We start from the raw sequence: 24,749 nt of genomic DNA, 5'->3' as shown, positions 1-24,749 counted from the left end.
CCGATCCAGCCCATATATAATGATGTGATCCAATTCGTCGCGAAGACGAAGACGTTTTATACGCCGACGACTCTAGTCGCATATGGCAGCCCGTGGCTCGAAAATCATTTCTTTGAGACGACCGATGTACTCAAAAATCAGCGGCTCGCCCGCTATATCCCGCGCGAACTGATAAACGGAATGATGCGGCGACGGCCGCAGTGGTTCGCTCCTGAGGAATACAACTACGGCGGTGTCGCGAAAGGTGCAGCCGCGGTGGTCAAAGCCGGCGGCCGCGTCGGCATCGGCGGTCATGGCCAGATGCAGGGCATTGGGGTTCATTGGGAGATTTGGTCGATCCAGTCCGGCGGCCTGAGCAATCTCGAGACACTTCGTGTTGCCACCATCTTTGGGGCCGAAGCCATCGGCCTGTCGCAGGACGTCGGCTCACTCGAGCCCGGCAAGCTCGCCGACCTGCAGATCCTCGACGGCAACCCGCTCGCAGATATCCGCAACACGAACACTATCAAAATGGTGATGAAAAACGGCGAGCTCTTTGATGCTGAAACGCTTAACCAAGTCTGGCCGCAGCAAAAACCGCTCGGTAAACAGTATTGGTGGGATCTCGATCCGAAGTAAGAAGCGGAACTCGGAACAGCGGCTCTGGTATGGGCGGGAAGGGCAAACTCTTTTCCGCCCATTACTGCGCTAGATCTGAGTTTCACCGTGAGGTCTTTCCGTGAAAGATCGATGTCTAACCCATAACCACAAAAAAGAAAACCTTGACATTAAACAATGTTTAATCCATTATCGATAGTGGAAAAGCCCGCCAAGACGGTGCTTTTCGAATGCTCTTTTCAGGCATAACGATTCAACTTCCGCGTTCTTTTCAATTTAGAAAACCTCCTCTCGAATTCCATTTCGATCGTTCCGTCCCATTCTAATGGAACAACCTCTCCACCTCGAAACCAATAGCGATGTCACCCTGCTGCCTGCGGGGGCGAGGTTTGATCGCGACAGCAGCGATGATGCCCAGCCAACGGGCATCACGATATTGCCGTTCGACGATCTGCACGTTACAGACGGCGGACGCTCAACGCTGCAAAGCCTGGGCGATACGATCTTTAATTCGATCAGCGATGCGATCGTCATCGTCGATCAGGATGCGGTTATAATACGGGTCAATCCAGCGACGTTGACGCTCACAGGGTTTACCGAAAACGAATTGCTCGGCAAGCCCATCGACGTGCTGTCACGCAACGGCAGCATGTTCGGAAAGATATTCCGTCGCACTCTCGCCAAGAACAGCTTTTCGCAAAGGCTCGAGACATATTGCCCACGCAAGGACGGAAGCCATTTTCCGGTCTCGGTCTCAGCGTCAAAGATATTCGATCCTGAAAGCAAAACGTATAATATCGTCTGTGTGGCCCGGGATGTTACCCGGGAAAAGCGACTCGAGGCAGAATCGCGTGCGATCTCAAAGATCATCCACGGCGTGACGACCACCGCAAACCTTGACGAACTGCTCCTGCTTATTCACCGAACGATCAAGAAGATCGTCTATGCGGAAAACTTCTTCGTAGCCCTTTTCGACCCACAGACAGAGATGCTGTCGATGCAGTTTTGGGTCGACAAATACGACCCAATGCCCGCGCCGCTGAAAGTCGGCCGCAGCATGAGCGCCTACGTATTTCGCACGGGCAGGTCGATGCTGCTAACGCACGAGGATTCTATGCGCCTGATAGCTGAGGGCGAGGTTGAATCAGTTGGAACCGACTCGCCGATCTGGCTCGGCGTCCCGCTCAAAACGCCCGACGGCTCTATCGGCGTGCTGGTCGTTCAGGATTACGAAAACACTGATACCTACACCCAGCAGGATGTCGAACTTCTTACATCGGTCGCTGACCAGATCGCGATGGCCATCGAGAGAAAGCGGGCCGAGGAGGCTCTTCAGCTCAGTCACCAGCGATTCGAACTGATCACTCGAGCAACCAGCGATGCAATTTGGGATTGGAACCTTTCCACGAACGAATTGTGGTGGAACGAGGGTTTTCAAAAACTGTTCGGCTACATCGGCGACGAGATCGGAACGGACCTTTCCTCCTGGACCGCACGGCTGCACCCTGACGATCGCGATCGTGTGACCTCCAGCGTTCACCGTCAGATTGAAAGCGGGCAGCACAATTGGACCGACGAGTACCGGTTTCGTCGCAAAGACGGTTCCTACGCTTTCGTGGTTGACCGCGGTTATGTTGTTTACGGCCCTGAGAACAAACCGATCCGAATGCTCGGGTCGATGATGGATGTCACCGAGCGGAAATCGCTTGAGGCACAGCTCACCCACCAGGCACTGCACGATCCGCTTACCAAGATCGCAAACCGGGCTCTCTTTCGCGACCGAGTTGAGCACGCTCTCGCCCGATTGACCAGAAACCATGTTTCGATCGCCGTGCTGTTCCTGGATCTGGATAATTTCAAATCTATCAACGATTCACTCGGCCACGCGGCTGGCGACAAACTCCTGGTCCACGTCGCCGAGCGTCTTCAGGACTGCCTTCGGAATTCCGACACCGCCGCCCGCCTTGGCGGTGATGAATTTGCCGTACTGATCGAATCCGTCACCCACGAAGACGAATCGGTAAACATAGCTAACCGTATCCTCGAGGTTTTCCGTGAGCCGTTCTCGATCGAGGGCAATGAGGTTTACGTTGGTACCAGCATCGGGATCGCCGCTGGCTCTGTTGAAACGTCCGGCTCAGAAGAACTGCTCCGGAACGCCGACCTCGCAATGTACCTCGCTAAGGGCCGCGGAAAAGGCAAATACGTCGTCTTTGAAACCAAAATGCACGAGGCCCTAATGGAGCGTATCGAGCTAGAGGCAGACCTCAGGCGCGGTATCGATGAACGAGAGTTCGTCCTCCACTACCAACCCATCTTCGACCTGCGGTCCAAACGCATTCTCGGGATGGAGGCACTCGTCCGATGGCAGCACCCACGATCCGGACTGATCCCGCCGATGAAATTCATCCCACTCGCCGAAGAAACGAACCTGATCGTTCCTCTTGGCGAATGGATACTCGGTGAGGCGTGTCGGCAGGTACAGGAATGGCGCAGCGGATCTGATGCCGCGGCCAACATATCTGTTACGGTGAATATATCGATCCGGCAGTTCATGCAGAAGGAGCTTGCCGACATTGTCAGGAAAGCACTCGAAGCAACTGGCTTGCCGCCGCGGTCGCTGATCCTCGAGATAACCGAGAGTTTCATGCTCCAGGATACAGAGGCCACTATACTGAAACTTCACGAGCTGAAAAAACTCGGCATTCGTCTCGCGATCGACGATTTTGGAACGGGCTATTCCAGCCTTAGTTATCTTCAGCGGTTCCCGATCGATATCCTAAAAATAGACAAATCTTTCATCGACAAGCTTGGCCAGGGCAGCGAGGGTAACGCCGTCGCACGGGCTATCATCATGATGGGCGATTCGCTTAATCTAAAAACCATCGCCGAAGGGATCGAACATCCTGACCAGATCACGGTTCTCCAATATCTTGGCTGCGAAGCCGGCCAGGGATATCATTTTGCAAAGCCGTTGACAAAAACCGAGATGGACTCGTTCCTGCTTGCGAATCGAACGTCAGTTTAGTTTGATCTGAACAAAGCAAGCCTTCAAATGAAAAAGCCCCGTGTTCCGACACGGGGCTTTTCGATCTATATATGCTAATACATATATATTATCCGATCGACACGCTTCCCTTCCTCCTGGCTGCGTAGACCCTTGCCATCGTGCGGCAATTGTCGAAGATCTTTGACGTAACCGGGCCTGATGCGGGCGAATCGACTGTGCCAGCCGCACGGCCGGCTTTGATGAGCCAGCCCGCAACCGCAGCGGCGTTTAGGTCGTATGTCGGTGTCCATTCTTCGTTGATCGGGGCGAGCCCATTGGCATCCTCGAGCGAAGCGGCGGTGAGCAATTCGCTGAGATCGTCCTCGCTCAAAACCGGCTCCGCATCCCAGGCGGTAAGTTGTTTTAATTTATCTAGTGAATTCATAGTTTTTTTGAGTTGGAGAGTTGCAGAGTTGCAGAGTGAGTTTCCAAAATCGTCCGTTGCTTTCACAACTCAGGTACTCTGGCACTCTGCAACTCTGCTAACCATTAAGCTTTGTCCGCGATGAGCATGGCTAACGCCGTCGGCCGTACTACCTTGGCGCCGTATACGTGGAGGCCTTTGACCGCGTCGCCAAATCTTTTTTCCGGCTTGTAGGTCTGCACGTCCACGATCTGCTCGGCGTACGAGGTCGCGATCGAATGACCGGCGATTATCTTGTATTTCGCGCCGGACGTATTCGGTACGTTGTTGGATTTGATGATCGAAAATCCGGCCGCCGCACCGACCTCGCCATTGCGGATCGCGATGTCCGAGCGACGCGTTCCTGCCTTTACGAACCGCTCGTCCTTAAGCAGCAGCCCGTGAAACCAGGCCGGCACGATGACGAATCTGCCGTCGATCGGCGTGTTCGCCTCATCGAGAAGAACGCCCAGATCGACGAGGTATTCGTAGGCGTTGTCCTTGGTCGGAACCTCGGGCGATGCGTTGGAACCGATCTTATTGTCTGTGACGACCGCAGCTTCCATCGCGGCGGCAAGGAATGTATCAGCATGATCACGCAGTGACCACGAGGCTCGGCGCATCGCTTCGTCGAGCACGTTGACGTTCTGCTGGGCACGGTCGACGCTGTCAACATAGAAGTTGAAGTATTTCGCCTGATCGATCAGCAGCGTCTGCTCGGCATCGGTCAGCGTTTCGGGGTCGCCGATGTCTGTGTCCTTGGTATAATCGTCAACCGTCACGTCGCCGATCGACGCGATCTTGACCGTATTTCCGCTCGCACGGATCTCACCTTCGTAATCGCGGTTACACACATTCGCCTGTCCATATACAAGCGATCTCTCAAGAGCGACAAGCAATCTCGCCGCCCATACTGTTGGTATAAAATCTAAAGCCATATTCTTAATTTCCTTTTTTTAATCGCCACCAGTTTTAGCTAGTGGGCCGTTTTTTAGCTAGTCCAGATCGTTTTCCGTGGCGTTCCGTGTTTTCCGTGGTTAAGATCTTTTTTTTCCACCACGGATCGCACGGAACGAACACGGAACAAGAGAAATGGGCATTCCTTACGCTTGAGCCAGCGTCCGCTTCACCTCTTCCCAGTCGAGCTTAGCGATCTCGGTGGGTTTCATTTTGGCGAGGGTATCTTTGCTAAGACGCGGGACCGGTGCAGTTCCTGCACCGGCATCGATTGACGCGGGCGGCGTGGCGCCGCCGAACTGCTCGGGAAAATCGCGTCGCAGACGATCGACGACCGCCGCCGCATTCGTGAGCGAACCGTCATCCGCAAACTGCAGATCACCCTTTACCGCCTCAAACAAAAGCTCCGGCGACCTCGCCCCAATCCGCTCCAACTCGCCCGTTATCTGCCGGTGAGCCGAAGCCGTTCGGATCGTCGCCTTGAGCTGTTCGTTCTCAGCTTTTAGTTGTGTAACCAAGTCAGAACCGCCTGCGTAAGCGGGCGGAACGACGACTGATGTTTCGTCATTCGTTTCCGCCGAACCGCCGGCGGACAATGCCGGTACAAACGGCAATTCTGGTTGTGTATTTATTTCAGTTTGTTTCTTCATAATTTCTTCTCTTAGTTGGAAGCGATAACTAACGCATTTCATCCATTTCCTTTACATCCGCGACGCCATAGCCTGCTTCGATCAACGCTTTATCTACCGGCAATCCGATCTGTCGTTTGAGCAGGATGTTTTCGAGGAATTCGCGTTCTGAGAGCGGCGATGGGTCTTCCCATTCGGTGATGAGTTTTGCGTCGCTGCCGTGTTCGATCTTGAGGGCGAAGGCCATCACGTCGGCCCAGACCTGGCCGAAGTTTTCCTGGCGGTCACGGACCTTGGCGATGAAGCGCGTCTCTGATTTTTTCAGAGCCTCGCCGCTCGGCAGGCCGGCGTTGACCTGCAAAAAATAATGCAGCGGCGTGCCCGTAACCGACGCCATGTCGATGCGAAAACTGTCCTTCACTTTCAGGAACTGCTCTAACTGGGCGGTCTCAAAATCGCCAAATTTTGCGGAAGGATTTCCCGCGATCCACAGATGATCGACACCGCTTTCGAACGGAGCGATCGTCTTGCCCTGCTCGTCATATTCGACCTCGATACCGGCGGCCCAGCGTTGGCGAAAGGCGGAATATTCCATCGCGACCAGCATGTCGAGCACGGATTTGTTCAGCCCGTCCTGCACCGGCATCGCTGCCTCAAGCTCGGAGCGCCCTAACTGGCCCAGGTCGGCGTTGTTGGCAAAATGAAACACCGGAACAACGCCGTACGGATTTGCGATCACGGAATCTACCGCGTCACTGGTCTCGTCTGAGAACGCGATCATATCCGCGGGATCGGGCAATGTATCCGCTTTCGTCCGGCTGATAAACCGCTCGATGCGGTCCGGATAGAATAAGTTCAGACGTATACGTTTATCCGCATTTGTCCATGCCTTGGCGGCCCATGCAATGCTTCCGGGATCCCCGTTATCATGGACAACCGTAATGCCTGATGCGGTATTCGGGTAGAGCACGCGCCATTCACGTTCGGCCAAACGAACATATACGCATCACCGCATTTGAGAGCTTCCTTGTGAACCTCGCCCGCCCTCGACGCCATCCGATTACGAAACCAGATGTTTCGAGTTGCCGCGTTTACTGAATTAGCTGAGTTGTGAGTTGATGCCTCGACGCTGAAACCAGTGACGCGGAGCTTGTCGCGAACCGCGTCGCAGATCACGGGGCAGAGGTTGAGTGCGAATTCGCGAAACAGTGTTCCGAAGGTGTTCTCGAATTTCTCGGTCGCAAACGCCAGATCGTGGTCGCCGTTGTAATAGCGGATCGGCTTGTCGTATCGGCCGCTGTTCGCACGGAGGTTGGTTAGTGCTTTTTCAATGTCGTTGTTCATATGTGGTCTTCTTTTTGTTTTATCCAGCCGCCACTGGCGAGCAGGATGCTCGCCCTCCAGTCATTTCAGAACTGCGATCGTCGCGGCTCCGATCAGGATGTCGCCGATGCGTCGCCAGGGCGATGGCTTTTTCTTTTTTAAGGTCTCGATGAATTTGTCTTGCGACGCGATGACCGTGTCTTTGGCGGCGATGGTTTCGTTCTTTGCGGCCACAGCGGTTTTTAGTGCTTCGGATTCGCTGCGACGCGTTTCGTTTAGCTCAGTGAGCAATGCGGTTGCTGCCTTTTCGGTTGTGAGACGTTCGGTTAAGGAACGGTTTTCGCTTTCTAGTGACGCGGCGAATGTTCTTGTCTTTTCCAGTTCAACGGCGGTCGCCATGCAGGCCGCGATCACGTCACTCGCACGGGTGGCCGAGCTCGGCGAGCTTATTGCAGAGTTCGGCGTTGGTCGCGGTGATTGTGCGTGTGCGACGCGCGGCGTCAGCGGTGCTGCGAGCATTACGGCTATTAAGCTTAAGTTTTTCCAGTTCTTCATCTTGTTTCCTCGCGAGTTGATTAACCTCGGTGAGTTTGGTTTCGAGATAGTCGATCTTTTGTTTGTATTGTGCGGCCTCGAGTTCTTTCGCGGCGGCCGTTTGCTGGTTTTCGTTTGCAATCGCTTTTGCGGCGGCTACTTGAGATTCGAGCTTTGCGATCTGGTGATTTGACCAGCCGTAGCTGAGCAGCGTGGCCGCAAAGACCGCGGCTGTCGCAGCAGCTATGTAGATCTTTTGTTTAGTAATCATAATTTCTGTCTGGAACCCGACTGGAGGGTGAGCATCTTGCTCGCCAATGCTCTGGCATTAAGTCAATGGCGAGTTGGATGCTCACCCTCCGGTCATTTCTTTTCGCGTCGCGTGAGATAGATCTGCACGACGACGTCGATCGTTTTGCCAAGCGTGAAAAACGTGATCGGCAGCACGATCGCCGAGACGATGGAGATCAGCGTGCCAGCTTCGATGGTCGTAATGATCGACGAAAGCGAGCTGATCCAGGCTAATAGAATGTTTTTTGTGTCGTTCATATTGGTAGTCAGCAGTTGGCAGTGAGCAGTGAGCAGTTTTTAGGAACGTGCTTCTCTTATTTTTCCGAGCGTTATTTGTCGATAGAGGTAAAGGAGCGTCAGCGACGCGGCGATGATGGCGACGGTGATCCAGACAATGCGCGGCATGCCGACGAGAACGCCTAAGATGCCCCAAATAGCTTGAGAAAGTGATCCGGCTACCGTGGTCCAGAGCGATTTCGCTGCGTCCTTACGGGTCGCAACGGCTGTTACCACTCCGTCGACACGGTCAAATTTTTCGGCCGCCGAACTCGTAATGTCAGAGACGGTTTGCAGAACGGAGCTTTCTTCGTTCTGATCCGCCCTGATCTCGGGTTGAGGTGACCCGGCGTCTATCGGTCCGCGTGTCTCGCCCTCTAACTCAGCGGGCAGACGAACTCCGTGTACGGTGACCGGCAGCCGCAATTCCCAATTCCCTATCGCGATCTGGTCGAGGAAGAATTTTGTGCGGTAGTTAGTTGCCTTGAGTCTTCTGATCTCGGTGAGCCAGCGGTGCCGGGCCCTAACGTATTCCGTGATCCAGCTTTTTTCGAAGGCGAGCGGTTCCGGTTTGGTCGTCCGCACTGTGCTGTTTACGCGGGCCGATATCAGTTCCCACGAACCGTGTGTCACCGAATCATAAACGACCGCCAGCGAAAGCGGCGTTACAAATCTCATCCGCTCGCAGATCTCCATCGCGGGGCGCAAATAGCGTTCATAAGCGACGAGGCGTTGAGCGGCCTTCATTTCACCCGTGATCGCGGCGGTTTTCAGGGTTCGTTTAAAGAGCTCGTTGCCTGCCAATTGCTCGATCGCCGCAGTGGTTTTCTTCGCGAGCACCGGCAGAGTGGAGGTAAAGATCTCGCGGCCGAGCTGCCCGCCGTTTGCCAGATATTCTCGAACGACCGCCGCCAGCGAGCCCGAGCGGTGCGTGAACTGATTGATCCCATACGAAACGCCCGCACCGTCATTCAGCACCACGCATGCCGCATAATCGCCGAACGGTTTTGACGTTTCAAATACATGGACGATCGCGAGAGCCTTCAATTTGTCGTTTTCTGTAAATGCCATAGTTTTATGTGTTGTATTCTGTACAATGATCGGACGACTCGGGGCGACAAGTGTGTCGAGGCTTTATTCGCCGCTTGCGTTTCGTCCGACCGTGAACAGGCTATGACAAAGAACAATAAAATGAAATGCCATTATGCACAGATCGTTATATTATGCACACATTGATATGTTTTTCTCACATTGTATAGTTTTGCGTAAATTGTATAACTTTGCACAAAAGGCCCGAGCGGCGGCGTGCAAGATCTGGCTGATCTTCACAGGTGCGTATAAACATTTGTTTTATTTCGGCGTTGAAAAATTGCAGTTCGACGGTCATTTAGAAATTTCGGTGCGACGAATAAATACCGGCTATAACGCGGCCGCGAAAGTCTAAATGATTGAATCTGTGTTAACTAGGTGTCTTTTTGTATTGAGAATGCGGGAAAATGCGCCTATACTTCGGCTATATAGCAAGTTTTAAAAGCCTTAGCGCTCAGTCGCTCAAATTTTCGCGTCCGCCGGGCGCCTTCGATACCAATAATCGTTTCTCGGCCTTTCAGGAGTCGTTATGTCAAAAAAAGTTAATTCGTCCCGTCGTTTGATCATCAGCTTTGCAATTTTCGCCGTTCTCGGTGCACTAGCCCTCGCCTTCAATTCCGCCGGAGCAAACGCTGCGGGAAATTCGGTTGTAGATTCCATCAAAGGCTTTTTTGGGGTTCAGCTCAATGTGTTGCCGGATGATACCAGACCGGATCTATCGTCAGGGATCGTCATCAGCCAGGTTTACGGTGGTGGGGGAAATAGCGGAGCGACATACACTCATGACTTCATTGAACTTTTTAATCGAGGTTCGGTTCCTGTAGATGTAACTGGTTGGTCTATCCAGTACGCCTCATCGAGCGGTACGACGTGGGCAAATCAAACGAACCTGCCAAGTGTGACCATACAGCCGGGAAAGTATTTCCTTATTCAGGAGTTCTCGCAAGCGGCGGTCGGATTGTCTTTGCCTACGCCTGATTTGATTGCTTCGCCAGCGATAAACATGAGCGGAGCCTCGGGCAAATTGGCTCTTGTAAATAGCACGACAGCGTTAACCGGATCATGCCCCACTGGAGGTGGTATTGTAGATTTCGTCGGATACGGAACTGCCAACTGTTTCGAGGGTTCGGCAACAGGAACCCTCAGCAACACAACGGCAGCTATCCGCGGAGCCGCGGGCTGTACCGAAACAGATCAAAACGGAACGGACTTTTCCGTCGCAGCTCCGACGCCAAGAAACAGCTCGACGGCAGCAAATCTGTGTAGTGGTGGCCCAACTCCAACCCCTACGCCAACACCAAGCCCAACCCCAACTCCGAACGATCTGACCGTGACTATTTCGCCGAGTTCGCCGGTTTATGGCGGGTCGGTGGTAAGTTCGCCGGCGGGTATTAGTTGCCCATTCGTTGCTTGTACTGTTTTTTGGGGGCAGGATCAAAATGTCCAGTTGACCGCGACCCCGAATTCGGGCTTTGTTTTCACCAATTGGAGCGGCGACTGCTCGGGAACAAACCCGGTAACAAATATCGTGATGAACAGCAGCAACAAGACCTGCACTGCTAATTTCACGGAGGATGCTCCGACTCCGACGCCAACACCGACTCCAACTCCAACTCCAACTCCAACTCCAACTCCGACTCCAACGCCAACTCCAACACCGACGCCGACTCCAACGCCGACACCGACGCCAACTCCAACGCCGGCACCGACGGCGACACCGACGCCTTCGCCGACGCCGGCTGGATGTGTTGTGGATCCGGTCGTTATCAACGCGAATGACAACGGTCCGGGCAGTTTGCGTCAGGCGGTTATTGATGCGTGTCCGTTCAGCACGATCAGGTTTAGCGGGGACTTTGAGATCCTCCTTACGTCGGGTAACATCGTGATCGATAAGCCGTTGACCATCGATGGCGAAACCAACTCGGTAATTGTCAGCGGTAACAGCAGGAGCCGCGTCTTCTATATCGGTTCGATCTTTAGATCTGGTGAAGCTCCTGACGGCGAGTCGCTTGACGTAATTCTCAAGTCGCTCAGGATCCTCGACGGACGTGAATTTGCGGGCGGTTGTATCTTTACCTCATTCGGCGCGAATCTTACGATCGAGCGATCGACCTTGGGGGTTTGCAGAAACAACCTTCCAAACAGCCCTGAAGAGGAAGTAAACGCACCGACGGGCGGCAATGGCGGTGGAGCTATCTACGTTGAATTCAGCTCTACCGTCAACATCATCGAATCATCCCTTGAGAACAACAACTCGGGCTTCGGCCCCGGCGGAGCGATGTATGTTGCAGGCAATGCCAGCGTAACGCGTTCCACTCTTTATAATAATTCAAGCATCGGTAGCGACGGCGGAGCGATCTATGTGAGTGGATTCATCACCCGTCCGGAAAGCCCTGATGCCGCTGTCAGCGGCCAGCTCAGCCTGGTCAATTCGACCGTTTCCGGAAACTCGACCAGCGGTGCGGCTCGTGGCGACGGCAGCACCCCCGGGTTTGGCGGTGGTATCTACGGCGGTCCCGGGTCTGTGATATCGCTTACAAATTCGACCATTACCGACAACTTTGGCGGATCGAACGGCGCAGGTGTCTATGTTGAAAACCTAATGGGCCGCGGTGATGTAGTTGGCTTTGGCGTGACCGCCCGTACGACGCTCATTGCTAAAAACGGTAACGGTGCGTCAGACGTCGCAGGGCAATTCAATTCGCTCGGATATAACCTGATCGGCAATGCCGGCAGTTCGATTGGTTTCTCCAGTGGTACCAACGACATCGTTGGTACTCCACAAACCCCGATCGACCCGCTCCTTATGCCTTTGGCAGATAACGGCGGGCCGACATTAACTCATAGCCTCAGTCCCGGAAGTCCGGCTATCGATAAAGGAGCCACCGCTCCTGATGTATCCTCTGACCAACGAAATCTGACTCGTCCGGTCGATGATCCCCTAGTTGCAAACGCTCCGAACGGAAATGGCTCGGATATCGGTGCGTTCGAAGTTCAAGGTGTCGCGCCAACGCCAACGCCGACTCCAACTCCAACTCCAACTCCAACTCCAACTCCGACGCCGACGCCGACGCCGACGCCTACGCCAACACCGACGCCGACACCGACGCCTTCTCCGACGCCGACGCCGACGCCGACTCCGACTCCGACGCCAACGCCGACGCCGACTCCAAGTCCGACTCCAAGTCCGACGCCGACGCCGACGCCGTCTCCAACGCCGTCTCCGACGCCGATCCCTGTTGGGCCTCTGTTTGCGGTTAACTCGGTCACGCGTAACGAGACGAATTCGGGCACGACCGCGTTTATCTTTGAGGTCACGATCACTCAGTTGCCGGGTCTCGGACAACCGGCTCGAACGGTTGATTTCACCACTGTTGACGGAACCGCATTAGCCGCTAACAACGATTATGTGCCGCGTTCCGGAACGATCACCTTCACTTCGAATTCGCCGACGCTTCAGACCATAGCCGTTACGGTTAACGGCGACATCACGTTCGAGGCAAATGAAGTGTTCTTTATGAGACTCTCGAATCCGGTCGGCGGCAGCATTATCGGCGGCGACGGGGTTGGAACGATCTTTAACGACGACGTTGAACCTTCGTTCTCGATCAATGATGTTTCGGCGAACGAAGGTAATGCGGGAACGACGCCGTTCACGTTTACGATCACTCGTTCGGGCAATCCGACTTCGTTCAGTTCGCTGGTGACCTATTCCACGGCGAACCAGACGGCAACGGCACCTGGCGATTACACGGCGGTCTCGAACGGTACGGTCACATTCTTACCGACCGAGACGTCGAAAACAGTCACCGTTCTGGTTAACGGCGACACCGCTGTCGAGCCGAATGAGACGTTCCTCGTCGACATGACGACCGTTTCGAACGGCATCATCGGCAGAGCGACCGGAACCGGAACGATCCTTAACGACGACGGCGGAATAACGCCGACGCCGACGCCGACGCCGACGCCGGCCGGAACCCCGACGCCGACACCGACACCGCTTCCAACGCGGCCGGAAGGCGACGTGGTCGACGGCAGCGGCGGCCCGCTGGGCGACAATCAGGTCCTGTCGAACGACGTTTCGTACATCCGACAGGTCGTTCTCGGCAACCTGCCGGCGATCCCGGCGGGAGCTCAGTTCCAGGCAGCGGATGTCAATCTCGACGTTCCGGGAGCCTGCGGAAACGCCCAGATCGAGGCCGGCGACGTGACCGTCATCCGCGGCTACAACCTCGGAGTGCTCAACGGCGTACCGATCACCACCAAACCGGTCTGCGGCCCGACCGCTCCGGTTGCGACGCGGACGGATTCGCCTGAAGTTGTTGGACGCATCATCCGTGCAGTCAACACCACGTCCACGGCAGGACAGACGGTAGCCGTCTCGTTCCAGCTCGATTCGCAGGGCGACGAGGCTTCGGCCAGCTTTACGGTAAACTGGAACCCGGCAGTGTTCACATATGTGAGCTCAACCGCAGGTGCCGGCGTACCAACGGGCACGAACCTTGGAGTCAACACCAGCCAGACGGCAGCAGGACGCCTCGGCGTATTGCTTGATGCTACGAACACGTATGCAGCAGGCACCCGCCAGATCCTGACGGTCACGTTCACGGTTGCAGCAAACGCTGCAGTCGGAACGTATCCGGTGACCTTCTCGAGCACCCCGACCGCCCAGAGCGTGTCGAATGCTCAGGGAGCCTTGCTTGCTACGACCTATGAAGCAGGCAATATCGTCATCGGCCCAACAGCCGCTGGTGTGACCGTCTCGGGAAGGATCACGAATGCCAACGGCCAGGGCGTGAGAGGAGCAACGGTCGTTATCACCGATCCGACGGGCAGCCGCAGGTCGGTGACGACAGGCTCATTTGGCTTCTATAGCTTCGAAGATGTCGAAGCCGGCCAGAGCTACGTCATCGGCGTCACGTCGAAACGCTACCGCTTCGGTTCACGGGTCGTTAACGTGACGGACTCACTTACTGATGTCGATTTCGTCGGACAGGAATAGGCTTTCCTGTTCATTTCATCTAACCAAGAGGCGGCCTTAGCGGGCCGCTTTTTGTTTGACGCGGTCAAAATGGGTAGTGGGTCAATATGAAATAATACTGGGGACGGGCCTAGCTCGGCGACCTCTGCGTCTTACTTTGCGACCTCTGCGAGGCTTAAAGTTGGTATGTCTTCAAGTAGATTCCTCGCAGAGTTCGCAGAGAGAAGACGCTGAGATCGCACTCTATTGAGGATCACAATTTCAAACTGACCCACCAGCTAAAATGAAAAATTATTGACAGTAGTGGACAATTCGAATACACTTTAAGTTCTCTCTCGTGTTGAGATCTCGGATAATTTGAGATATTGAATTCCTGCGATCGCTGCCCGTCGTAGTCTTGGGAGTCGTAAAAACCGCTACTTTTGCGTCCATACCTATGCCGGAACAATTTTTTTCTATTTAGAGGAGCCAGTAAAGATAATGAGTAATTCAGCAGTTTCGTCGGGTCGCAAGACTTTTTTAATGTTTGGGGCCGTTTTATTTTTGGCAGTTTCAGGGTTTGTCGCCGGATCGGCCAATGCTCAGGGCGGGCGCGTCATCCGTGCAACCAGCGTCGCGGTGAATGCCGGCCAGCAGGCGGTTGTGCAGATCCAGTTGGATTCGCAGGGTAACGAATCGTCAACGAGCTTCAGCTTTAACTTCAACCCGGCTGTTTTGACCAACCCGGTCGTCACGATCGGAAATGGCGTTCCGGCTAACTCAAATCTTGGCACCAACACGAATAATGCTGCCGCCGGGCAGATCGGCGTCCTGGTCGATTCGACCAACACCTACGCCGCCGGCACCCGCAACATCGTGACCGTTACTTTCACGGTTCCCGCGAATGCCCCGATCGGTTTATATCCGGTAACGTTTGGCGATACGCCGACGTCGCGCAGCGTATCGAGCGCAGTCGGTGCTTTGCTGCCAACGACCTACACTAACGGCAGCGTCCAGGTCGGTTCGACCGCCGCCGGAGTTGATATCTCAGGCCGTGTCGTAACCCCGGATGGCCGCGGTATCAGAAATGCTTCGGTCTTCATCACCGACGCCTCAGGTGCACGCCGCCAGGCAACGACCAGCTCATTCGGCATCTACCGCTTCGCAGACGTCGAATCCGGCAAGACCTACACCATCAGCGTCGCCTCGAAACAGTACCGCTTCACCCCACGCATTATCCAGGTCGTCGATACCCTGACTGACTTCGATTTTGTTGGACAGCAGTAACTAGTACCTTTCTTAAGGAAAAGGCCGGGAGAAGCGATTCTCCCGGCCTTTTCGTTTGTTCCGTCCTCCGATTGGAGCTCCGGGCGTACCCGCTTGCCCGCTTGCCCGCGGCGAAGCTCGCGGTTGGCTGAGGTTGCTACAACTCCGGCGCGCCAGCCCTTCAGGTGTTGAAAGCGGGACGCCCAGCTTGCCAATCAAAAAGGGCTGCCTTTTTCAGACAGCCCTTTATTCTTATCGATCAATAAGACCTTACCAGATCTCACATACCTTCTCGCGGATCATTTTGGCCGGCGCTTTGCAGCCAAAGGCTTGGGCAAATTCGGGCATGTTTGAGAGCGGGCCGTTGACGCGCCATTTGGGGAGCGAGTGCGGGTTGCCGGCGACCTGCTGGCGTTCCGCCTCGGGCGTGTATTTGCCCGCCCAAACCTGTGCCCAGCCGAGGAAGAAACGCTGTTCGGCGGTGAATCCGTCGATGTCCTTAGGACGCGGTTTGCCCTGGAGCGATTTCAGATAGGCGTGGTACGAGACCGTGAGGCCCGCGAAATCACCGATATTTTCGCCGAGCGTAAGAGCTCCGTTGATATTCAGGCCCGGCTGCACTTCGTAACCATTGAACTGATCCACAACACATTTGGTGCGCTCGTTGAATTTAGCTGTGTCCTCGGGCGTCCACCACGATTTCAGGTTACCCTCGGCATCAAAGCGGGCTCCCTGATCGTCAAAACCGTGAGTGATCTCGTGGCCAATGACCCCGCCGATCGCTCCGTAATTGAGAGCGTCGTCCGCATTAAAATTGAAGAATGGCGGCTGCAGAATGCCGGCCGGGAAAGTAATATCGTTATTCTGCGGGCTGTATGAGGCATTGACCGTCGGCGGCGTCATGCCCATACGCGTCTTGTCGCGCGGCTTGCCGAGGTCCTCGAAATTCCGCTTGATCTGAAACGCCGCCGATCGCAGAGTGTTGCCGGCAAAGGACTTGCGGTCGATGGTCAACCCTTTGTAACCGCGAAGCTTATCCGGATAGCCGATCTTGCGCTTGAAGGTCGAGAGCTTTGTCGCGGCCTGTTTTTTCGTCTCCGGACTCATCCATTTCAGGCCTTCGATCCGGTCCTTCATCGAAGCCATGAGGTTATCGATCAGCTCATTCATACGAGCCTTGGCGGCAGGAGTGAATGCGAGCTTCGCGTATTCCATGCCGAGGGCTTCGCCGAGATTGCCGTCAACCGTCTGCACACAGGTCTTCCACCGCGCCTGGCGTTCCTTCTGGCCGCTGAGGTATCTTCCGAAGAAATCAAAATTCTCATCCGCGAACGCTTTCGGCAATGCCGAGGCCGTCGCGTTCACCGCCATGAAGCGAAAATACGCCTTCCAGTTTTCCACCGGAACGTCGCTCATCATTGCATTCATTTCCGTGAAGAACTTCGCCGGAGCGATGTTTACATCCGGCATTGAGGGAACGCCGCGTTCCTTCATATACTCGCTCCACAAGAAATTTGGCGTTAGCTGCTGAGCGGCGGCCATCGTGATCTTGTTATAGCTATTATCAGGATTGCGGCGCTCTACCGGCGTAAGCTGAACCTTAGCAAGCCGCGTCTGCATTTCCATTACCGTCGCGGCGTGGGCGGCAGCGGCAGCGGGCGTATCGCCCAGGAGTTTGAACATATTCGTCACGTAAGCAACAAATTTTGCACGCGTTTCGACCGATTTCGGATCGTCCTTAGTGTAATAATCGCGGTTCGGCAGGCTGGTGCCGCCCTGCGCTGCACTTAGGATGAGTTGATTCGAATCCTTCGCATCGGCCGCCGCTCCAAATCCAAAAACCGCGGGCAAGCCGGCATTGTGCATTCGTGCGATCTGCTTCAGCACGTCGTCGTGCGTCTTTACACTGTCGATCTGGGCGAGGAACGGCTTGAGCGGCTCGATGCCCGACTTTTCGATCGCATCCTCGTTCATGCAGGTTTCGTATAGGTCGCCGATCATCTGCGGGTTCGATCCCGCTTTTGCTTTTTCCCGAGCTGCCTTTTCGAGCACGTCTTTGAGCAGAGCATTGTTTGAATCGGCAAGCATATTGAATGTGCCCCACCGCGATTCTGTCGGCGGGATCTGCGTGGTCTTCAGCCAGGTTCCGTTGGCGTACTGGAAAAAGTCCTCGCAAGCGTCGGTCGACTTGTCCATGCGGGCCGTGTCGAAGCCCGAACTTTGTGCAAAGGCACTCGTGCAGATCGAAAGCGCAATTCCCATTACCGCCATCGATCGAAATAAACTATTTCTCATGTGTGATACTCCTGAAAGGTTTTTTGTCTAATACGGATGATATAGGAAAAAGTATACCAATATTACAAAACCGGCTTAAAATTAGCGGCCACACGATCTCGCAGTTCGGCCGCTAGCTCCTTGCGATCTAAATTAACAACCGGCGCATCGCCAAAAGTTATCACCGCCGTATATTCCGGCGCCTTAAAAAGCCGCCACATGTGGGCGAAAAAGCTGATGTCTTCCCACCAGCAGACGAGAATGTGTGCGGGCAATTCTCCCGCCGGGGCCTTGTAGCTTAGCGTAGCGTACGAGACCGGGATTTCGGCCCTCGCGGCAAATTCGAGGAACGAGGAATTGAAAGGATAGATCTGATCGCCTTTGGTCGAGATGCCCTCGGGAAAAACGACCACACCTTCGCCGGCGTCGAGGCGTTCGACGATGAGTTCGCCGGCACGCGGAATGTCGCGGCGGTTCGAGCGGTCAATGAAGATCGAGCCCATGTCGCGGCAGATGCGCCCGGCGAGGAACCACGATTCGATCTCTGCTTTAGCGACGAAGACGCCCTTCACCACAGCTCGTAAGGCGGCGATATCGGTGTAGCTGAGATGATTGGCGACCAGGAAAAATGGCGGTTTCGGCGGCGTGCCGACGACCTCGATCTGCATGTTCGAGATGCTGACAAAGCTCTTCGTCCAGGCTCCAAAGATCACCTGCCGCCAGTAGATCTTGTTCGGGACAAAGAAATGCGTGACGAACCAAAACGAGTGCAACCCGATCGTCGATGCGGTGAAAAGCAAAAGTCTGACAGCGGCTCTGATATTCCTCATCGATTTGTATCGTCGATCTTCTTGAAATTATATCTTACGAGAAATTTCATCGCCATCGGTTTGGTGCCGCGCATTGCCGGCCGCCAATTCATCGCGCGAATGTTACGTTCTACGGATTCGTCCAGACCGAAACCGGCCCACCGAACGGGTTCGATGGCGACGACCGTTCCCTTTTCGTCGAGATATATGACCGCATCGACCGTCGCCTTAACGTCGAAGAGAGATGCCTGCGTCGTGTATTCCGGCTTTGTCCGACGGTAAGGTATCGGTGCTTTGAGATCCTTGCCCGCCGCCGGATCGTCAGGAACCTCTTCGTAATTAGGCAGTTCCGCTTCGCTCAACTCCAGTTTAATGGCGGTTTTCAATTTCAGTCCGATCTCGTCCGAAAGAGCCGCGACGGAATCACTGAGTTGCCGTGCGGCGGCCTCCGGTCTCGGTGCTTCGAATTTTTGCAGTTTCCAATAGATAAGCCTTCCGGTTCGCGAGCTCACACCATATATTACAGCGTACGATTCATAGTATTCCGCCCGCTGAAACGCGCTCCGGCGCTGTGTCGCTGACCTTATTAATAAGAAGGCATCGCAGCCGATCGCGGTTCCGATGAGCTTTGATTGCCCGGTGGTGAGATTGAACGGCGTGTCGGGCGAAACCGACAGATACGCCGATTCCGCCAAAGAATCGTCGAGAACTTTAAGTTTTTCGTTAAGACGTTCCCCCAGAGTTTCCGCAAAACTGCGGCTCGCCGCTGCTTTGTCAGGCGTTAGAAGAGCGACAGTCTGAGCATCATTTGCGACAGCCGAAAGTACAAGCAAGCAAAAAAGAAAAATGTAAAAACCGATCTTCCCTTGCACCTTTGCCCCTTCGCGTCTTTGCGTTAAAACTCCGTCCTTCCCGCTCAAAGTGTTAAACACTTCCGTGATAAAGCTCGCCGATCTTGCCCTTCAATTCAGCCGGAAAACAAATGCGGTGGATGCGGTAGCCTTCCTGCAGGCCGCGGACCGCAGCACTGACCGACGATATCTCACGGATCGCCGGACGCGAAAATCCGTCCTCGACATAGATCAGGTCCTTGTCATCCGCTGAGCCTTTTCCGTAGAAGGAATAGGGCGCATTCCGGGCGCTGTCCTCGACAAAATAGTAGTCCGGATCGAAGCCGCCGTCGGCGACGATCTGCCGCGCTTTTTCGATGAATTCCACTCGCTCGGGCTCGGGCATATCGAGGTCGAATGCCTTGAAAAGCCGTCGGTCGAGGAACCGTTTCGCGAGGTCCGCGAGGATCGGATCGGATGCATGCTGCCAGCGTTTTATGCTGAACATCACGTCCATATCGTCGAGTTCGAGGTGCTCTTTCAGGTTCAGCTTGTCGCCCGAAAGTATTTTATCCATTGGCGTTCCGCCCGCCTGCCAGATCTCGACACCGTTTCTTACAAGGAAAAGCGCGCGGCTCATCAGCACTTTCAGGATCGCCTCGGCCGAGCGCAGCGTGCGGTGAAAATACACCTGGCGGTACATGTAATATCTCGCCTGCAAATAATCTTCGACGGCGTAAATACCGGGCGCCGAAACGTACAGGTGATCGCCCGCTTCGTTGATCTCGATCGACTTGATTATCCACTCCAGATCATAGACGCCGTACTTCGCTCCGGTCATCAAGCTGTCGCGAAGGAGATAGTCCATCCGGTCGACGTCGAGCTGCGACGAAACGAGCTGCGCCAGAGCTCGATGCCTGTAATCGCCGCGGATGATCGACGCCACATCGGCAGCGAGATCGGGCGAAAAAGTGTTTAACATTTTCCCGATCCCGGTCTCGCTGCTCAGGACTGCTTCGATCGTAAATTGCTCATGATGAAACCCGAGGATCGACTCGATCACATGCGAGAATGGCCCGTGGCCGATGTCGTGGACGAGGGCAGCAATGCGGACCGCGGTTTGGGCTTCGTCAGGGATCTGATAGCTAAGCCGGAGCTTCGCGATCATACGCGTCGCGAGGTGAAACGCCCCGAGCGAATGGGTGAACCGCGAATGCTCGGCCGACTGGTAGGCAAAATAGGCGAGCCCGAGCTGGCGGATCCGCCGCAGCCGCTGAAATTCCGGCGTATCGACAAGCGAAACGGTCAGACGGCCTTCGGGCGAATCCGTGTTCACGCGAATAATGTTGTGGACCGAATCACGGTAAATTCGCTCTGCCAATCTGTTCCTCCAGATCCGAACCCGACAAATGAATAAGACTTGTTCTCATTATCAAAGTATCGAGTTCAGATTGTAAACTCCAGTTCGCCGATGCTAGCAAAACGAGGCGGCGAAGAATCGTATAAAATCGTATAGATGTATATGACTACAGCAATATCAGATTTTCTCCTACACCATTAGAAAATTTTCAAAAATCCAAAAAAATATCCATCAATTTGGAGATTTTTCAAAATCTTGAATCATCTTGCATAAAACCCGCGCGCTCCGGCGCGCCGCACTATGCCGTAAATCATCTATTTTCAATATTTTACGAGATCTCTCGGACAGAACACATCTTTGGCTTCTAATTTGTATACATATCTGTGAAAACTTGTTCAAAAAATGATTTTGACAGATTTTGTAAAGGATATAGTTAAGGAGAAAATCATGAGAAAAAATCTAATTTTTATTTCATCGATCGTACTGAGCGTCGTGCTTTTCAGCATGAGTGCATTTGCTCAGTCACAGTTCGGTGCAATTTCCGGAACCGTTTCCGACCAGAATGGTGCTGTTGTGCCTAATGCGTCGGTCACCGTTTCAGGTGTCAGCATCGGTTTCAGCCGTGTTGTCACCACTGATTCAAATGGTTTCTATGCTGCCCGTCAGCTGCCACCAGGAACGTACAACGTTTCGGTCGGTGCTGTTCAGGGTTTTGCAGCACAGACATTGAAGAATCAGCTTGTTACTCTCGAAACCACGAGCACCGTTAACATCACCATGTCCGTTGCCGGACAGGGCGTTTCGGTTGACGTCTCGGGCAGCGACCTCGTCGCTCCTGTTGACGCTACGGATTCGAAAGTTCAGACCAACGTTGGAGCAGCGAAGATCGCTTTGCTTCCTAAAGGCGTTGATTTTACATCGATCCTGAAGACGGCTCCTGGAACACGCGGCGAAGGACTCGCCGGCGGTTTCTCGATCGACGGTGCTTCGGGTTCTGAGAACGTTTTCGTTATCGACGGCCAGGAAGTTACAAACTTCCGTACCGGTACACTCAACGGTGTAAATGCTATTCCGACCCAGTTCGTCCAGGAAGTTCAGATCAAATCTTCGGGTTTTGAAGCTGAATTCGGCGGCGCGACCGGCGGTGTGGTCAGCGTTGTTACTAAGGGTGGCTCGAACGATCTTCACGGTGAATTTGGTTCGCAGTTTGCGACCTCGAAGTTGAACGGCAATCCACGTCCGACGCTTCTTCGCTTCACCAATGGTTCTGGCGCAACGTTTCTTCAGAGATCAGAGTATTTCACGGCTCCTAAGGCCGGATTTACGAACTGGTTCCCAACGGCTAACCTTAACGGTGCGCTTATAAAGGACAAAGTATGGTTCTCAGGCAGCTACACGCCGCAGATCTATGAAAGCAATGTTACGACGGATTTCTACACAAATGCTCCTGCAACGCAGCTTGGCACCCAGGCAGCAAGAACTTTCGTTCAGCGTCAGACATACAACAACAAAACAACCTATGAGTATGCATTCGGACGTATCGATGCAGCTCCGATCAATTCGCTCCGCTTGAGCTCGACGTACCTCTGGAACCCGCAGATCAACGAAGGCGTTATTCCTTTCGGTACGACAAGCTTCGGCGGTACGCCTGCTACGGTCAACTTTGGCGGTTCGATCGGTACGCTTTCGGGACAAGACCTTTATAGCCGTCAGGGCGGCCGTGTCAGCTCGAACAACTTCACCGCTCAGGCTGCATGGACGCCGCTTAGCAGCGTGATCGCCAGCTTCCGCTTTTCCCGCGGATTCCTGAATGAAAAGGGTAACAACTACTTTGTTCCTAGTGCTACACGTTATGTCTGCCAGAACGGTTCGAACACGATCACCGGTGCCTGCACAACAGGAACCGTTGACGCAGCCAACAGCCAGACCGTAAAGGACGTTTCTGTTCGTACCAACTACGAGGGTGATTTCACCTACTTCTCAAACCTTGGTGTCCGTCAGGAGATCAAGGGCGGCTATCAGCGTTTCCGTATCAAGAACGAAGTGGATTCGGGCTACGTAGTACCTGGCCGTCTTGACTTCTACTACGGCTTCACTGCTAACGACCTCGGTGCTCCATACACCCAGCTTCCTCTCTGCGCAACTGGTCAGACCACCAACTGCGTAGTCGGAACTGGTGAATTGATCCGCTTTGGTGCTTTTGGTGTCGGCCAGAACACAAATCAGTCGATCTACGTTCAGGACAAGATCCAATTCGCCGGCCGCTTTACGGTCAATGCTGGTATCCGTATTGAGAAAGAAGACCTTCCTTCGTTCAACGGCCTTGCCCCACCGATCAACTTTGGTTGGGGTGATAAGGTAGCTCCACGTCTTGGTTTTGCTTTTGCACTAAATAAGGCGGGCACCTCCAAGATCTTCGGTAGCTATGGCAAATTCTATGATCGTTTGAAATTTGAACTTCCTCGCGGATCGTTCGGCGGTAACTTCTACCGCGTTGATTTCTTCGACATTCTTCCGACGACCGGTAACTTCCGTTCGATCACGACCTCGGGTGTCATTGGTAACTTCAACGACCGTCCGGGTGGTTCGTGCCCAAATACCGGCTTTATCGGTTCGGGAATTAGCCGCTGCCAGTTTGATTATCGTATCGCGTCGAATGACCCTAATGCGACGATCTTTGATGGTAAGGTCGATCCGGATGCGAAACCATTCCAGCAGGATGAATTCACGGTTGGTTTCCAGCACGAGCTGAGCCGTAACTATGTTTTCGGTTCGCGTTTCGTGTACAAGGATGTCAAACAGGCAATTGAAGATGCTGGTATCCGCAACAACGAAGGCAGCGAAGCTTACATTCTCGGAAATCCGGGTTCGGGCCTCCACCTTCAGGTTCTTCAGCAGCTCGGTTACACCAAATCGATCAAACCGCAGAGAAACTACAAGGGCCTTGACGTTTCGCTTGATCGTAGATTGTCAAACAACTACTACTTCAACCTTAACTACACCTGGAGCCGTCTCTATGGTAACTACTCAGGTCTGGCTAGCTCGGACGAAGCAGGACGTACGTCACCAGGCGTCAACCGCTTCTTCGACCTTCCGTTTATCGGATTTACTGCAAAGGGAAATCCTGACAACGGCCTTTTGGCTACTGATCGTACGCACGTTTTCAACGCGTATGGTGCTTACATCTTTGATTGGAAAGGCAGCAAGACCAATACGACTGAGTTCGGTGGTTACACGACGTTCCAGTCGGGTACGCCTCAGTCAACCCTCGTTGGCTTCGTAGTTCCGCTTTTCCTTAACGAACGCGGTGACCTCGGCCGTACTCCGATGTATACACAGACCGATATCAACATCACGCACAAATACAAATTTGGACGTGATGGTCGATTCACAGTCGCTGGCGATCTGAACATTCTCAACCTCTTTGACGAAAAGAATGTCACCAGCATCCAGACGACACTTTCAGCGGTTACCACGAGCCCGTCGACTTTCGGTCTCAATGAAGTAGCCGGTGCGAATGCATGGACCGCAGGTTCACTTCGCAGCCAGTTGCTTACCTATCTTGAAGGTACGCCAACCGCTCTGAACCGCAAGCTCAACACTTTCGGTCAGGCAAACGGCTATCAGGGAGCACGTTCAGTTCGCTTCGGTCTTCGCTTCTTCTTTTAATTAAAAAGAAACTGGTCCTAGGACATTCCACCGCCCGGGTTCGCCCGGGCGGTTTTTTGCGCACTATGCCGGGAAGACGTAGATCGTCCGGCGGATCATGAGAGCGGACTGAGGAGATAGGTGGGAATGTAAGAAGGTTCGCGGGTATGTAAAAGCGGGCCGAAGCGCATAGGATGAAGTAGTAAGACGAAAGCCCCGAACCGTCACCACACCTTCCCATCTTCCTACCATTTAGGACCCCATCTCAGTTTCCTCGCCATCGGGCCTCAGATCCACCCGTTCCCCCCCCGCGATATTCAAGAATAGGTAGAGTATTTTGGTCCAACGGACGTTTGACCTATCTCGCAATTACCTCTACCAATCAGGCACTTTTAAGCCGCTGCCGGGTGATTCACATTTGACCAATACCACCTTTTTTGGCCGAAAAGTGGTA

17 protein-coding genes are annotated in these 24,749 nt (G+C 54.0%); 4 read left to right on the top strand and 13 right to left on the bottom strand.

The genetic code is table 11. The features are described from left to right. The first annotated feature begins 922 nt into the window (after nucleotides 1-922). Nucleotides 923-3,625 carry an EAL domain-containing protein gene (locus tag IPG22_10385; GenBank protein ID MBK6588688.1) on the top strand — a complete coding sequence of 901 codons (2,703 nt, stop codon included), beginning with the start codon at nucleotides 923-925 and terminating at the stop codon, nucleotides 3,623-3,625. A gap of 88 nt (nucleotides 3,626-3,713) precedes the next feature. Here IPG22_10385 and IPG22_10380 read toward each other — a convergent pair whose 3' ends face one another. From IPG22_10380 to IPG22_10340, 9 genes are all read right to left on the bottom strand, one after another. After that, on the bottom strand, nucleotides 3,714-4,031 hold the full coding sequence (locus tag IPG22_10380) for a hypothetical protein (protein MBK6588687.1): 318 nt from the start codon (nucleotides 4,029-4,031) through the stop codon (nucleotides 3,714-3,716). Between the two features lie 104 nt (nucleotides 4,032-4,135). Beyond that, nucleotides 4,136-4,987, bottom strand: coding sequence for a P22 coat protein - protein 5 domain protein (locus tag IPG22_10375; protein MBK6588686.1), 852 nt, complete (start codon nucleotides 4,985-4,987; stop codon nucleotides 4,136-4,138). Between the two features lie 165 nt (nucleotides 4,988-5,152). After that, nucleotides 5,153-5,656: a hypothetical protein gene (locus IPG22_10370; protein ID MBK6588685.1), complete on the bottom strand. Its 504-nt coding sequence runs from the start codon at nucleotides 5,654-5,656 to the stop codon at nucleotides 5,153-5,155. 28 nt (nucleotides 5,657-5,684) lie between these two features. Continuing rightward, nucleotides 5,685-6,605 carry a phage portal protein gene (locus tag IPG22_10365; protein MBK6588684.1) on the bottom strand — a complete coding sequence of 307 codons (921 nt, stop codon included), beginning with the start codon at nucleotides 6,603-6,605 and terminating at the stop codon, nucleotides 5,685-5,687. Continuing rightward, nucleotides 6,491-6,979: a phage portal protein gene (locus IPG22_10360; GenBank protein MBK6588683.1), complete on the bottom strand. Its 489-nt coding sequence runs from the start codon at nucleotides 6,977-6,979 to the stop codon at nucleotides 6,491-6,493. Before IPG22_10360 ends, IPG22_10365 begins: the two co-directional genes overlap by 115 nt. A gap of 60 nt (nucleotides 6,980-7,039) precedes the next feature. Continuing rightward, complete coding sequence (locus IPG22_10355) at nucleotides 7,040-7,357, bottom strand: hypothetical protein (protein MBK6588682.1); 318 nt, start codon at nucleotides 7,355-7,357, stop codon at nucleotides 7,040-7,042. 16 nt (nucleotides 7,358-7,373) lie between these two features. After that, nucleotides 7,374-7,763 carry a hypothetical protein gene (locus IPG22_10350; GenBank protein ID MBK6588681.1) on the bottom strand — a complete coding sequence of 130 codons (390 nt, stop codon included), beginning with the start codon at nucleotides 7,761-7,763 and terminating at the stop codon, nucleotides 7,374-7,376. Between the two features lie 92 nt (nucleotides 7,764-7,855). Then, entirely contained in the window at nucleotides 7,856-8,041 is a 186-nt protein-coding gene (locus IPG22_10345) for a hypothetical protein (GenBank protein ID MBK6588680.1), read from the bottom strand. Nucleotides 8,042-8,080: 39 nt separating this feature from the next. Next, complete coding sequence (locus tag IPG22_10340; GenBank protein MBK6588679.1) at nucleotides 8,081-9,130, bottom strand: chitosanase; 1,050 nt, start codon at nucleotides 9,128-9,130, stop codon at nucleotides 8,081-8,083. Nucleotides 9,131-9,677: 547 nt separating this feature from the next. Between IPG22_10340 and IPG22_10335 the strand changes: the two genes are divergently transcribed. Next, nucleotides 9,678-14,150 (top strand): lamin tail domain-containing protein, encoded by a 4,473-nt coding sequence (locus IPG22_10335; GenBank protein MBK6588678.1) that lies wholly within the window; start codon nucleotides 9,678-9,680, stop codon nucleotides 14,148-14,150. A 459-nt stretch (nucleotides 14,151-14,609) separates the two neighbouring features. Continuing rightward, nucleotides 14,610-15,395 carry a carboxypeptidase regulatory-like domain-containing protein gene (locus IPG22_10330; protein MBK6588677.1) on the top strand — a complete coding sequence of 262 codons (786 nt, stop codon included), beginning with the start codon at nucleotides 14,610-14,612 and terminating at the stop codon, nucleotides 15,393-15,395. A gap of 249 nt (nucleotides 15,396-15,644) precedes the next feature. Here the strand turns inward: IPG22_10330 and IPG22_10325 are convergent, their stop codons facing one another. From IPG22_10325 to IPG22_10310, 4 genes are all read right to left on the bottom strand, one after another. Further along, a complete protein-coding gene (locus IPG22_10325; protein MBK6588676.1) occupies nucleotides 15,645-17,669 on the bottom strand; it encodes a M13 family metallopeptidase in 2,025 nt (674 codons plus the stop codon). 62 nt (nucleotides 17,670-17,731) lie between these two features. Then, the gene (locus IPG22_10320) at nucleotides 17,732-18,478 is read right to left on the bottom strand and encodes a 1-acyl-sn-glycerol-3-phosphate acyltransferase (GenBank protein MBK6588675.1); all 747 of its coding nucleotides are present in this window, start codon (nucleotides 18,476-18,478) and stop codon (nucleotides 17,732-17,734) included. After that, on the bottom strand, nucleotides 18,475-19,389 hold the full coding sequence (locus IPG22_10315) for an energy transducer TonB (protein ID MBK6588674.1): 915 nt from the start codon (nucleotides 19,387-19,389) through the stop codon (nucleotides 18,475-18,477). Before IPG22_10315 ends, IPG22_10320 begins: the two co-directional genes overlap by 4 nt. Further along, the gene (locus tag IPG22_10310) at nucleotides 19,382-20,668 is read right to left on the bottom strand and encodes an HD domain-containing protein (GenBank protein ID MBK6588673.1); all 1,287 of its coding nucleotides are present in this window, start codon (nucleotides 20,666-20,668) and stop codon (nucleotides 19,382-19,384) included. Before IPG22_10310 ends, IPG22_10315 begins: the two co-directional genes overlap by 8 nt. Before the next feature lie 426 nt (nucleotides 20,669-21,094). Between IPG22_10310 and IPG22_10305 the strand changes: the two genes are divergently transcribed. Next, nucleotides 21,095-24,316, top strand: coding sequence for a TonB-dependent receptor (locus IPG22_10305; protein MBK6588672.1), 3,222 nt, complete (start codon nucleotides 21,095-21,097; stop codon nucleotides 24,314-24,316). Nucleotides 24,317-24,749: the final 433 nt, after the last annotated feature.

It is taken from the genome of Acidobacteriota bacterium (assembly GCA_016703965.1).
In the GTDB taxonomy this organism is placed as follows: Bacteria; Acidobacteriota; Blastocatellia; order Pyrinomonadales; family Pyrinomonadaceae; genus OLB17.
Note: the sequence above shows the minus strand (reverse complement) of the source record. Positions and strands in the feature narration are given on the sequence as shown.